The following is a 13,936-nucleotide window of genomic DNA, read 5'->3' on the forward strand; positions in this document are numbered from 1 at the left end:
GACCAGAAAGTGCTAGCTTTATTGAAGACTAGACCTTCTGGTAACAAACCACCTTATGATTTAAATCTCTACCGCTTCGTTACGATCAAAGAAATAAAGCCATAATTGATCTACTTTCCAATTCAATGAATCTTGAATAGCTTGAGCATACAATTGAAGTTGAATACGATAACGCTCTTTGAGCGCTTCTACGCCTCCATGGCTATCCAATATACGATCGGTTTTGTAATCAACAATAATCCATTGATCATTTATACGGAAAATACAATCAACAATCCCTTGCGATAAAATCTTGTCACCTGCATCATTGATTGGAATACCATAACTAAATGCCAGTTCTCGTCTAATCTCGGTAGCTTGTAACATTTGTTGACCTAAAGGTGTAGCAAAAAAAGCAACAATCTCGTCTGCATGTACACTATCAGCTTGATCCTGACGCAAAATTTGCCGCTGAACTAGATCAGCTTTGGTCTGTTCTACGATTGTAAGATCGATATGCCCTTGATCTAAAGGAACCCTTTGCATCACTGTATGATACGCTGTTCCTCGCTCTGCTCCGCTCAATCCACGCTGTTCCATAAATTTAGGACGTTGCAATTGAAGTGTGCTTCCAGCTACTGACTCGCTCATATCAGTCGATGCGGTAGCTGAATAATCAGAAGAAAGATCAGATTCTACAGCAGGAGATATTTGCTCCGCTGATTGTGTCTGATACTCTGCTTGATTTTCCAGAAGAATACCTGCGCGCTGTAAAATAGTACTCATCAAAAATGGATTAGCACCTGACGTTTCAGTTGTCTCTATGGACGATGGATCATGTGGTTGATCTGTATACCGTCCAATAGTAACACGTTGATCCAGAGATTCATGTATTCCATCAACCGATGGAGATTCTTCTGACACCAATTGTCGCTTGATTTCACTGATTGTTGTTTTGGCAGCAATATGAGTAGACAATTCATAAGGATATTGCCAGCTCAGTCTTTGTTCCACATCATCAGCTTGTCCCTGCGCATGACTATCTTCAATTGCTTGATCATTTTCAACAACTGTTACAGGTTGTATCTGCTCACTATCTGCTATTTGTTGCAAAGCTATCCACTTGGGATCATGCTCACGCAAAGCAGTAATAGATTGCTCGGTATCTTCTGTTTTGGATTGTAATTGACGACTATCTAGAATCGTAATACTCCATGGAGTAGGATCATCTGCTAAGCAGGCAGAGTAAGGCCCTGCGGCAATCTCATTGCGCTCACGGAATATAGAAGCCGCACGATGACGCATTAATGCTGGCCCTACCCAATCAAGATAGGTACGACTTTTGGCTAGTACATAATCAGGCAATTGCATATAATCGGAGTTCTGAACCTGACTCCATGCCGAGATTTTTTTGTCAATATCTTTGACCGTTCCAATCATAATCAGCTTATCCCGCGGACGAGTCAAAGCAACATACAATACACGCATTTCCTCTGCTAACAATTCAGTTGCAGTACGACGACGAATCGCTAAGTTCGGCAATGTTGGATAGCTGACACGTGTATCTTCATCGACAAATTTAGGTCCAAATCCTAATTCTTTATGCATCAAAAAAGAAGTATTCAAATCTTGCATATTGAACATTTTGGACATACCTGCTAGAAACACGACTGGAAACTCTAAACCTTTACTTTTATGAATCGTCATAATCCGAATCGCATTTTCTTGTCCATCGACAGAAGCTGTAGCCCCTAGATCACCATCTGTATCTTGCAAACGACGAATAAAGCGCATAAAGCGAAACAATCCTCGCGAAGAAGTAGATACTTCAAATTTACGAGCACGATCATATAAGATTCGTAAATGATGTTGACGTTGTAACCCTCCCGGCAATCCAGCTAACCAGTCTAGATAACCAGTATCACGGTAAATACGCCAGATTAGATCGCCTAATTCACCTTCACGTGCTGCTAATCGCCATTGATCAAGTTGTTGAAGAAAATGAAGTAATTTGTAACTCCATTCCTCTGGTTGTTCTCGCATATGTTCAGCTGCTAACATCATCGCTTGATAATACGAAGTGTCTTTGCCAAATAACCGAATCGTTGCCAGTTGATCTTCATTTAAACCAACAATCGGTGAACGTAGAACAGAAGCCAGTGGAATATCTTGTTGCGGATTATCAATGACAGCTAATAATGATAATATAATTTTTACTTCAACCGCTTCAAAAAATCCTTGATTCAGTTCACTATAAGCAGGTATACCTTCACGTTGTAGTTCTTCTAGTATCAGTGGTGCCCATGCTGCTGTAGAGCGTAGCAAAATCACCATATCTCGATATTCTGCCGGACGTAATCCATCGACTGACTTATCGTAAATAAGTAATGGCTTGCCGTCTGGCTCTACCATCTCGCGTACTCTTACAGCAATCGCTTGTGCTTCTAAGCGAGCAGATTCCATTTCGGAAGCTTCATTTATATATCCATCGATATCACTGCTATCCTCTGCATTATTGTAATCAGAACTTGCCCCACTGCCTGCACGATCAATAATCCAGCATTCCGGTGCATATGCAGATTCATCGCCAGGTGGATAAGTTGCACCTGCTACTAATTCTGCTCGTTCATCATATTCAATTTCGGCAACTGTTTTATTCATAATCTGTCTAAAAATCATATTAACAGCATCGACCACTTGATGACGACTACGGAAATTACGAGATAGATCGATCCGTCGTCCTTCTCCTTGCCAATCATCTTGATACTTTTCATATTTATCTAAGAATAGACCTGGTTCTGCCAAGCGGAAACGATAAATACTTTGCTTCACATCACCAACCATAAAGCGATTACCGATTGTTTCTCGTGAAATCAATTGCACTAACTCTTCTTGTACAGAGTTGGTATCTTGATATTCATCTAACATTACTTGATCAAATCGTTCCCGATATTCCAGAGCCACTTGCGAAGGAATCACATGTTCAGGTGTAGAATCGGGATGACGCAATATATGAAGAGCATAATGTTCTAGATCCGCAAAATCGACCCAGCCTTTACGCTGTTTTTCCTGTTGATATTTTTGACTAAAACGAATCACAAGTTCTGTTAATTCTTTCATTAGTGGAAAAGTTTCACGTAGTTCTTGTGCAAATTCATCCGGCGTTCTGCCAAAAAATAAACTTTTGATCTCAGCTAACGATTTTTTCGCATTTTCGCGCAATTGTTTTACTGTTTCTTGTAATTGCGGATCGATTCCGTCTTTGCGTACCGCTTTTAATTTACCAAAAGCAGCACTTTGGAAAACGGTGTATAACTGTTCCCATGGCTGAATACTCATCGTAGACTGCAAATGATGAATCACTTCTAGATCGTCTCGCAAACTATCTGCATAAGCTAAAGGACCGCCCGGCAATAATGCTGTATCTATCGCCTGATGCAGTACAGCTTCAATGCCCTGTAACGTCAAAGCGATATCTGTCATAATATTCTGAACCCATGACGTATTCTGCAACGAAGAACCATCTGTCACATTAAATTCTGCTGCTGTACGTTCTAACCAGTATTCAGGCCATGGATGACTACGCGCAAAATGATAAAGACGCTCCACCAAAACTAAAGCAGCATCATCGCTACGCTCACCGCCGAACCAATTCATTAAGCGATAAAATTGCTTATTATCTCGCTCTTCTTCCTCGGTATATTTCTCTTCAAATAATTCTTCCAACAATTCTTCACGCAAAATATCACATTCATTCGCAGTAGCAATACGAAAACCAGGATCAAGCGGAATCATCGAATAATAACGTTGAATAATTTCTAAACAAAAAGAATGCAATGTCGTAATTGATGCTTGGCTTAACAAAGCTAATTGTTGACGCAAATGATCATCTTCTGGACGACGCAATACTTCTTTATCGAGAGCAGCCCGTATCCGTTGTCTCATCTCGGTAGCCGCTGCTTTGGTAAATGTAGCTACTAACATCCGATCTACATCCATTGGCTGAATAGGATCAGTCACTTGACGAATAATACGTTCAACCAGAACTGCTGTTTTACCAGAACCTGCCGCTGCTGCTACCAGCATATTGCCACCATCTAAAGAGATTGCTTTCCATTGATCATCTGTCCACGTACTATGTTCTGGCTTCGGGATCTCCTGTCTATCGGACAATACTTGATCATTGTCTGCCAATAGATCATCTAGATATTGATTGTTATCTTTATGATTATCGTTGTCGATCATGAAGGTGAGTCTCCTTTCTGGTAGTCATGGCGGTTTTGCAACAGTTCCCATGTTTCATTTTTGCCCGGTTTTTGCAGTAATTTATATTGGTTTTCTTTTAAAGATTCATCAAATTGACAGACTGATTTGTAATCACAGTAATCACATGCTTTTTCCTGTTCTATACGATAAGGAGTAATCTGTGTAGTTCCATCTGTGATTTGGGTGCCGATTTCCTGTGCGGTCTGACGTACATTACGCAGTAATTCTTGCCATTGATCCACTGTTGCAACCGCAGAACTGCTATAGAATCCTCCATCTGCTTTGACCGCTACAGGTAAAATAGCAGAATATCCTTTATCCAGTTCATTGTCCATTTTGCCAATTACATCACGATCAGCTAGCAATAATCCTTTCATTTTGAAACGCTTCAGCATTTCTTGCTCCGATTGTTGCATACTTAGTCCATTACCTGCTTGTAGCATAGGATTATGCACATGGAAATACAGTGCACCGGCAGGCTGTGCTGATTGACCTAATTGTTCTTCTGCATGCGTTAACAGCACATCTAGATACGTCAGCATCTGCAAAGCGAGTCCGTAATACACTTCATGCAATTTGAGATCGGTCTGGCTAGACTTGTAATCGATAATCCGTAGCAATAAAGTATTATCACCTTCCGCTACATCTACCCGATCAATTCGTCCTACAATTTCCATCGTACATCCATTTTCTAGTGTAAAACGAAGTGGTGGCCATTCTCCATTAGGTCCAAATGCAAGTTCTAAATAGAGCGGCTCAAAATCTCCACGACGTGCTTGCTCTCCTAACATCACAGAAGCACGACTTACAATCTCACGCAATTTACGTGAAATATAATTGTAGCGCTTAGAGCTAGAAAGAATCTGCCCTTGCAGACGTGGGATATGCTTATCGACGGCTTCATACGCAATCTCTACACATTCTTCACGAGTCAATTGCCCCCATGCGCGTCCTTGCTCTTTGAGCATCGTAGCAAGATCGGTTAATGAAGCATGAAATAATTGACCGATATCCGGTGCTTTCAGGCGATATTCTTGACGCTCTCGCAATCTCAAGCCACGCGAAGCAAAGTGAGCAAAAGGACAAGATACAAATTGTTCCATTCCAGATACACTGGTACGTAACGTCTGTCCGTATAAATGTCGACTGGTATCACTATCTAACAAATCACCTGTATTTCTATAAAATAAAGACTGTACTACCATACTGACCTGCGGTCTCCATGCTTCATGTGTAGTGTACCAATTCAATACATGCCACCATGTGTTTGCAATCGTTGTTCCGCGACTCCACTCTCGTAGCTGGGCTATCAAATGCGGTAACGTTGTTGTAGCAGTGCTTACATATTGCAAAGATGCTATATGGTCAGACTGAGCCGATAATGGAGAGACCACCGATTGATGTTGTAAAAAAGGAAATAACTTATGCACATTCGTAATCACTTCAGAAGGCAAAAGTCCTTTATCTTCATCATCTGTTAACGCATAACTAAGCCATAACTTAGAACTTGCCACTGTTAGCGCATGATAAATCAAAAATTGCTCATTTAACAACAATCGTTTACTACCCGGAGATAATTCTAATCCGCCTTCTAACATATTGGTTCGTTCCGGTTCACTTAGAATACCACTGTCTGGAAAAAGGGAAGGCACGATGCCTTCGTTCATACCTAATACAAATCCATATTTAATATCCATAGGACGGGTACGATCCATAGAACCGATTAACACCTGATCGATCGCTGGTGGTACAATCCCTAATCGAATCCCACTCAATCCTGTTTCCAGTAAGCCTGCAAAAGTTCCCAGATCGATCTGATCTTCTGCCATAATATCAACCATTTGATCCAGCAAATCAATAATTTCGCCATAGATCTGAATATGTTCACGAGCACGTAAAGGATTACCTTGTACCGTAGCATGTGTACTCATTTTTTCCAAATGCAATGCAATATTGCAATCTTCTAATAACTGATAAAGAGCGACACACATTTCTTTGGCGTGCTTCGCTTTTTTGATTCTTTTCTCAAAACGGTACAACGGATCGATTACAAGCTGACGGGCTTGTTGCATACGCTGTCCTTCTACTAATTCACGTTCACTGATCTCTTTGACATCATCACCAGCTTCTAGTGAAAGACTAGGGATACCTTTCCACGGGTGTCCATCTGTCCAGCGTGATCCATGAATCCCAGAAGCCAGTACTACATTTTCCAGACGGTCTATATCTTCTGTTGTCACACGTCCATCATCTGGAAGCAACAACCCTGTTTTGATACAACGGAACACATCTTCATATCGCCAGAAATATTGCACAATATCCAACGCTGAGCGTATAAACTCTGCTAATGGATGTTGCAATACACTACGCTTCTGATCTAGAAAATAAGGAATCTCATAATCTTGCAGTAACGGTGCAATAATATGTTCGTAATCAGACAACTGACGGACAAATACACCCATCTCTTGCCAGCGTGCACCTTCTTCACGAGCAAGCCGGATCATTTCCCGAATAGCACTTTCTACTTCTGAACGACGATCAGGTGCAGCATACGTATAAATATCCTGACGTTCACCAGCTTGCTTAATATAAGGTGCTTGTTGCCAGCGATGAGAAGAACGATACGCATTTTCTAAGTGAGCTAACTGCGGACTAGATTGAAACCGAACTGGAATATCCGTAGGATTCTCTGAAAGATTCTCAACATCTATCGTAAAAGACTCATCAATAGCGTTAGCATACTGCTTTAATTTGATATAGGTAGTAGCTGTCTGGTGAAAAAGCTCCAATTCATGAGGAGGTTCACCATCATAAGGACGATCTAATGTTAGAGCAATCGTCACTGAATTGGCTTTTTGCAATAATGCTGCAATCACACCATATTCTTGTGGGGTAAAGCTATGAAATCCATCGATCCAAATATCAATGTTGTGAAGTACCTGTGATTCTGGAATCGCTAAAGCAAGATCAGTTAGTGTATTTTCTCCATCGACATATAATCCTTGCAAATCCTGTTCAAAGTCTTGATAAATCCGTTGTAAATCATGCAATTTATCAATTAATAAAGGAGAACGAGCTGATGTTGATAATCGTTCACTATATTCAGTTAATTGCTCTAACGTAATTGTGTGACGCTTAAATTCATTATATAATTCGCTTAATTTGCCGATAAAACCAAATTGATCGCTAGATGTGCCGAACATCCGCAATTGCGATTGGTGTCGCTGAATGAGTCGATAAAGAAGCATTTTTTTACCTTCTTCACCAATCGGTGTTTTGGCACTTCCACCTACATCTTGTAGCACCCAATTCGCTAGACGGCGAAAACCATACGTTTGTACACGTACATTTCCTTTGGATTGATGAGAACGAACAAGTGCATATTGGGCTTGAAAAGAACCCTGTTCAGGAACCAGTAGCAAGATAGGCGATCCATCAGGTTGTTGTGTAATATTATCAATGATTCGCTTAGTGATGGTGGTCGTTTTGCCACTTCCAGAGCGACCTAATAAAAAATGCAATGGCATATGAGTTCACCCTTATTTATTATAGTATAGTCTTCACGATGCATAAAAATTGTTCTATTAGAGCGGTGCAATCGATGTTGACGTCGCAAAAACTCCTTTTTGTAGAACGCCGCACCTGGAAACTGCTAACCCGATAAGTAGCGAATATGTGTTCTATTTTATTATAAAAAAAGAATAGCCATCTGACAATGACTATTCGGCGTTGCTCTTGTTCGGATGTAGTTCTAACTCATAACGCTGACAGGCAATTTCAAACACATCATCATACGTAAACAGTATAAAATGACGCAGTTCCTTTAGCTCTTGCTTCTGCTGCGCTCGTTCCAAAAGTGGAGACTGACGATATTCCAACCAGTTCGACTTAATGTCCGATTGCCCTGGCGGTAGCTGATCACTATACAAATCGAGTTCTACCATATTAAAGTAGAACACCCCTTCAAAGCGAAGCGTGTACATGACAAAATCGTCTGACTCGCTTTTACTTGCTAGCGCACCATTAAACTCACCTGCTAACGTCACCCTTCTGCGACCCAGCCCATAGTAAAGCTTATCCACATAGATCGCATCACGTCCATACAGATAACCGAGTGGCGTGATCACCGCTTCAATTTCACTTTTTTGCTCTGACAATGCAATTCCTCTTTCATGATCGATTTTATATTTATACATGATTTTTGTGAATGTGGATGTTGTACTTAAAATAAATGATTAATTATATATTTCAAAGCATATACAGTCTACTGTTTATTGTACTACAGAGACCCTAGATCAACAGCTAACATGTAAGAGGTAGCTTTAACATTCCAGAATCACGAATAGATTATTCAAGTCATCTAGCAATTTTATAAACACTCTATTAAAATTACGATTTAAAACGTTTTACTACGTACTTCAAAGATAGCGAATTTCAAATAATGTCCTTCGTCCACGCCCAAAATTTGTGGATGGTCTTTACCTGCTGCACGCCATTCGATCAGACGCAATACTTTGCCAGCATCTTTGGCTGCATCTTGGATCGTTTCCAAAAACAGATCAGGACGCATATGATAAGAACAACTAGCTGTCACTAGATATCCACCTTCATTGACTAACTTCATGCCATGCAGATTAATATCCTTATAACCACGAACAGCACCTGCTACAGCACTTTTCGTTTTGGCAAAAGCAGGCGGATCTAAAATAACTACATCCCAAGAACGTCCACCCGCAGCAGTCATCGGTTTGGATGTATCTTGTTTGCTCTCTGCGCTACTACGTAATTGGCGCTCATCTAAGCCTTTGGCATTACGACGCAAATAATCAAAAGCATCATCCACTACAAATTCAACACGATCTTCAAATCCATTTAAACGTACATTTTCTTTTGCACTTTCGATCGCATGTGCAGAAATGTCAAGACAAGTTACTTTTTTAGCTCCATAATGACACGCATGTAGCGTAAAGCTTCCGGTATGTGAAAAGCACTCTAGCACATTTGCTCCATCCCAGTAAGGGAAATCTACAATTTTACCATTACGATTCACAGGCTTATGCGTTACATGTCCATCTATTTCTACTTCAGCCAATTCGATTCCGCTACGATCACCCCAGCCAAGCATCAAAGGAGCAATCGAAGCACGATTTTCACGCTGATCAAAGAAATATCCTGTTTTCTGACCTTCGACAATATCGACTTCGATCAATAGACCATTTTCGGTAACAGTCACATGACGAGGGCATTCTCCATACAACACACCTGTTACTTCTTCTAATCCTTCTAATTTACGTACAGACACATCGCTACGCTCATAAATACCAAGCGGCTGCATCACCTGTACCAATGCATCAATAATATGTTGACGACAAGCATCCATGCCTAACGTCAATAATTGTACAACCAATACTTCGCCAAACCGATCAACAATCAATCCCGGTAGAAAATCAGCTTCTCCATAGACCAAACGATACGCATTTTCAGTAGGCAAAAAACGATTACGATGTTTAAGACAGCGTGTAAATCGCTCTACAAAAAAAGCAGTATCCATTTCTTCTAAAGGTTGGTACGATACAACCCGTACAATGATCTGCGAAGCAGGATTATAATATCCTGTAGCTAAAAAGCGCTTTTGATGCGTCAGTACACTAACCAATTGCCCGGGAATAGGATCTCCTTCAACCGAAGCAATCTCATTTTGAAAAACCCATGGATGAGCTTGTTCTAATCTTTTTTTACGTTTGGGCTGCAATATCACGCTTGCCAATAGTGTTCCACTCCTTTTTTGTTTTCCTGCTAATCATTTATAATGGTTACCCTTTGTTAGCGTTCATTTCGCCAGTTTCATACATAATACATGCCAATGCTGTCATCGCCGCTGTCTCGGTACGCAAGATGCGTCTCCCTAGTCCTGTAACGATAGCGCCACTCGCCTCTGCCGCTTCTACTTCTTGTTCACTAAATCCACCTTCAGGCCCTACGACAATCATCACACGTATCGCTTTGGATGCAGTCGTATCTTTGGTCAGCAATAACGATTCAGCAAAAGGTTGAACAACATCTCGAAGCTGATGCCCATTTTCTTTTTCATAACAAAAACAGATCAAATCATAATCTGCAAACTGCTTCAATAATTGCTTCCAAGATACAGGTGAATCGACCTGCGGTACACGACTCCGATGACTTTGTTCTGCGGCTTCTTTAGCTATTTTGCTCCAACGTTGAATCCGTTTCACTTCTTTACGCTCATCATATTGGACAACAGTACGCTCAGATAAAAATGGCAGAAAAGAAGATGCACCGATTTCTGTACATTTCTGAATAACACTTTCCATTTTATCAGCTTTGGGCAGACTTTGAGCAACTGTCACAAATACGACCGGTTCTCCATGTTGCTCTAATCGTTCTACGATCGACGCAGTCACTACGCCTTCGGCAAGTTCTGTAATTTCAACCAATACATCTAGAGATTGACCGTTACAAGCAATCACTTGATCGCCTATACGGGATCGCATCACTCGACTAATATGACGCGCATCTTCACCAGTAATACGCACTTCTTGCTCGTCAAACTGGTCTGCGGGTACAAAATATCGCTGCATACTTCATCCACTTTCTATGTGCATTTGATAACGTGCTAACTCAAGTTAATATCATACAACTTTTAAAGGGACAGGGCTAGGTGTAATGTATCGTTCACCTGCTTCTGTCCCTTATATTAACGACTGTGTACTTGTGTAAATGTCTTGATTTATCCTCCGAAAATCACACCAGCGAATGTATAAAAGCTAGACGCTAAGTCTTGAGCAAATGTATACAGCGGTGAAATAGTAACTGCACGTAGTGGCGGTAAAAAGACAACCAGTAAAAAGATCAACATTGCCCATTGTTCTACACGTTGTAACTTAGCACTAGCACGTCTTGGTAACCAATCACTTAATATACGGTAACCATCCAAAGGAGGCAAAGGAATTAAGTTAAATACAAATAAGAAACAGTTCATCAAAGCCATATACTGTACAAACATAAAGATTGCTTCATCAATACGAGTATTAGCAAAAGAACCTACAATCCCAAAATAATTAAGCCCATAATAAATAATGACTGTAATTAAAGCTAGCAATAAATTACTAACCGGCCCTGCCGCCGATACAATAATCCCCATTAGACGTGGATTTTTGAAATTCTCACGAGTTACAGGTACAGGCTTCGCCCATCCAAAACCAGCAATCAATAACAAAATAATCCCTAACAGGTCAATATGCACCGCAGGATTCAAGCTAATCCGCCCTAACAAGCGAGCTGTCGGATCGCCAAACTTATTGGCAAAGTAAGCATGTGAAAATTCATGTACTGTAAACCCAATTACTAATGCTAATACGTAAAAAGGCAGTACATCAAGTCGTACAAATAATAAGTTATTCAAAAAATCCATTACTTACCTCTTTCTCGCAACAAAGGCAATCCAATCTTCATCCCGATGTGCGCCTTCGATAATAAATCCGGCAGCTTCTAAAGCTTTACGAACAACATCTTCTTTATTTTTATAAATGCCTGATGCGATATATACACCGTCCGGTGTTAGTGCTTCATATACATCTTCAATAAATAACAAAATAATTTCTGCTAAAATATTAGCAACTACCACTTGTACCGGTAACGTTACATTCAGCTTGGTTGTTGCATCTGCTTTGAGCACAGATAACAAATCACTTTCAAAGACAGTGATCTCTTTTTCCAATCCGTTCAGATGCGTGTTTTCTTTGGCACTGGATACAGCTACCGGATCAAGGTCAAGCGCAAGCACGCTTTTAGCTCCTAATTTAATCGCTCCAATCGCCAAGATACCCGATCCTGTACCTACATCAATGACTTCTTCTCCGCCTTTGATCACTGTTTCGAGTGTGCGTAAGCAAAGGGATGTTGTAGGATGCGTCCCTGTACCAAACGCCATTCCCGGATCTAATTCAATAATCTTTTCGATATCGCTTTCAGGTGTGTAATCTTCCCATGTCGGCTTGATCGTTAGACGCTCAGAGACACGAATCGGTTTGAAATATTGTTTCCACGCATTCGCCCAATCTTCTTCGTCAACCGTTTTGAACGACATCTCTGCTGTACCGACTTCAATATCGAATTCATGAAGTTGTGCTATGCGTGCGCGCACTTCTTCCATCAGAATATTCATATCGGTTTCTTCTGCAAAATAACCTTGTACCACTGCTAATCCTTCAGGAATATCATTAAGCGGAAGTTCATACCATTGTCCATATGAAGTATCGCGTGGCTTGTTCAATGTACCTGATTCTTCAATCGCTACACCACCAGCTCCAGCTTCATGCAGAAAGTTAGAAATCATTTCTACCGCTTGCTCTGTTGTATGTATAGTTAACTCATGCCATAACATTATTAATTTCCCCCTAATAGTAAAACATACGTACGATTTATTGTACTACATCTGTACGCCCAAATTCAAAATTCTCTTTCACCCATCATTAACAACCGAATGAAAAGCCCGGCTCATAAAGAACCGGGCTTTCTACTCAGAGATTTTATGATTTAATCACCGCGGAAAGCACGTTTTACACGATCAAAAAAAGATTGCTCATTTTCATGAGTGTGCTCACCGTTTAATGCTCCAAATTGACGAAGCAAATCTTTTTGCTCATCACTAAGATTGCTTGGAGTTACAACAACCACTTTGATATGTTGATCCCCTTGACCTACGCCACGTAGACGAGGAACACCTTTTCCTTTAAGACGGAAATACGTTCCTGTTTGCGTACCAGCAGGTACTTTAATTTTCACTTTTTCATTCAATGTAGGGACTTCAATTTCATCACCCAAAGCTGCTTGAGCAAATGTGATTGGAATCTCACAATAGATATCATCATCTTCACGCTCGAAGAAATCATGCGGTTTAACGCGGAATACGATATATAGATCACCTGGAGGACCTCCACGTGAACCACCTTCGCCTTCACCGTTAACTCGCATTTGTGCGCCGTCATCTACACCGGCTGGAATACGAACATTGATTTTGCGTTGTTTTTGTACACGACCTGTACCGCCACAAGTACCGCATTTTTCTTCAATAATCGTACCTGATCCACCACAGTTAGAACAACTGCGACGGTTAACCATACGACCGAATGGTGTATTTTGTACTACTTCTTCTTGACCGCTACCATGACAAACGGAACATGTTTTAGGTTGAGTCCCTTTTTTGGCACCTGTTCCGTTACATGTATCACAATTTTCAGTACGGTTAATCGTAATATCGGTTTCTTTACCGAATACCGCTTCTTTAAATTCAATCGTCATCGTATATTGAAGGTCATTACCACGTTGTGGAGCATTAGGATCACGCTGTCTGCCTCCACCACCAAAGAACATATCGAAGATATCGCCAAATCCTCCACCACCTGAAGAGAATCCGCCTCCGCCCATACCTTGATTAGGATCGATATGACCAAATTGATCATATTGAGAACGTTTAGAAGAATCGCTTAATACGTCATATGCTTCTTTTACTTCTTTAAATTTCGTTTCTGCATCTGCTTCTTTGTTTACGTCTGGATGATATTTACGGGCTAGTCCACGATATGCTTTTTTAATTTCATCATCGGAAGCACTTTTGCCTACACCCAGCACTTCATAATAATCGCGCTTATCTGCCATCGTTCCACCT

General features: G+C 40.8%; 8 protein-coding genes. All 8 read right to left on the minus strand.

Features of this window, described 5'->3' with window-relative positions; translation table 11 throughout:
• Positions 1-60: 60 nt before the first annotated feature.
• The 8 genes from addA to dnaJ all read right to left on the minus strand — a co-directional run bounded on the left by addA (position 61) and on the right by dnaJ (position 13,926).
• Positions 61-4,224, minus strand: a complete 4,164-nt coding sequence (gene addA, locus QE450_RS12710) for a helicase-exonuclease AddAB subunit AddA (protein ID WP_307299592.1) — start codon at positions 4,222-4,224, stop codon at positions 61-63.
• A complete protein-coding gene (gene addB / locus QE450_RS12715; RefSeq protein ID WP_307299593.1) occupies positions 4,221-7,772 on the minus strand; it encodes a helicase-exonuclease AddAB subunit AddB in 3,552 nt (1,183 codons plus the stop codon). Before addB ends, addA begins: the two co-directional genes overlap by 4 nt.
• Positions 7,773-7,964: 192 nt before the next feature.
• A complete protein-coding gene (locus QE450_RS12720) occupies positions 7,965-8,441 on the minus strand; it encodes a hypothetical protein (RefSeq protein ID WP_307299594.1) in 477 nt (158 codons plus the stop codon).
• A 200-nt stretch (positions 8,442-8,641) separates the two neighbouring features.
• The gene (locus QE450_RS12725; protein ID WP_307299596.1) at positions 8,642-10,012 is read right to left on the minus strand and encodes a class I SAM-dependent rRNA methyltransferase; all 1,371 of its coding nucleotides are present in this window, start codon (positions 10,010-10,012) and stop codon (positions 8,642-8,644) included.
• A gap of 46 nt (positions 10,013-10,058) precedes the next feature.
• Complete coding sequence (locus QE450_RS12730) at positions 10,059-10,847, minus strand: 16S rRNA (uracil(1498)-N(3))-methyltransferase (protein ID WP_301263721.1); 789 nt, start codon at positions 10,845-10,847, stop codon at positions 10,059-10,061.
• Positions 10,848-10,996: 149 nt separating this feature from the next.
• Positions 10,997-11,680 (minus strand): site-2 protease family protein, encoded by a 684-nt coding sequence (locus QE450_RS12735; RefSeq protein WP_307299598.1) that lies wholly within the window; start codon positions 11,678-11,680, stop codon positions 10,997-10,999.
• Positions 11,681-11,683: 3 nt separating this feature from the next.
• Entirely contained in the window at positions 11,684-12,652 is a 969-nt protein-coding gene (gene prmA / locus QE450_RS12740) for a 50S ribosomal protein L11 methyltransferase (protein ID WP_307299599.1), read from the minus strand.
• 152 nt (positions 12,653-12,804) lie between these two features.
• A complete protein-coding gene (dnaJ, locus tag QE450_RS12745) occupies positions 12,805-13,926 on the minus strand; it encodes a molecular chaperone DnaJ (RefSeq protein ID WP_273613128.1) in 1,122 nt (373 codons plus the stop codon).
• Between the last annotated feature and the right edge of the window lie 10 nt (positions 13,927-13,936).

The sequence above is a fragment of the Paenibacillus sp. SORGH_AS_0306 genome, assembly GCF_030819345.1.
Taxonomy (GTDB): Bacteria; Bacillota; Bacilli; order Paenibacillales; family Paenibacillaceae; genus Saccharibacillus; species Saccharibacillus kyungheensis.

Bases quoted from the DNA above. Each gene is read 5' to 3' on its own strand.
- dnaJ (WP_273613128.1), bottom strand. From the start codon at position 13,926: ATGGCAGATAAGCGCGATTATTATGAAGTGCTGGGTGTAGGCAAAAGT.
- addB (WP_307299593.1), bottom strand. From the start codon at position 7,772: ATGCCATTGCATTTTTTATTAGGTCGCTCTGGAAGTGGCAAAACGACC.
- QE450_RS12730 (WP_301263721.1), bottom strand. From the start codon at position 10,847: ATGCAGCGATATTTTGTACCCGCAGACCAGTTTGACGAGCAAGAAGTG.
- QE450_RS12720 (WP_307299594.1), bottom strand. From the start codon at position 8,441: ATGTATAAATATAAAATCGATCATGAAAGAGGAATTGCATTGTCAGAG.
- QE450_RS12735 (WP_307299598.1), bottom strand. From the start codon at position 11,680: ATGGATTTTTTGAATAACTTATTATTTGTACGACTTGATGTACTGCCT.
- prmA (WP_307299599.1), bottom strand. From the start codon at position 12,652: ATGTTATGGCATGAGTTAACTATACATACAACAGAGCAAGCGGTAGAA.
- addA (WP_307299592.1), bottom strand. From the start codon at position 4,224: ATGATCGACAACGATAATCATAAAGATAACAATCAATATCTAGATGAT.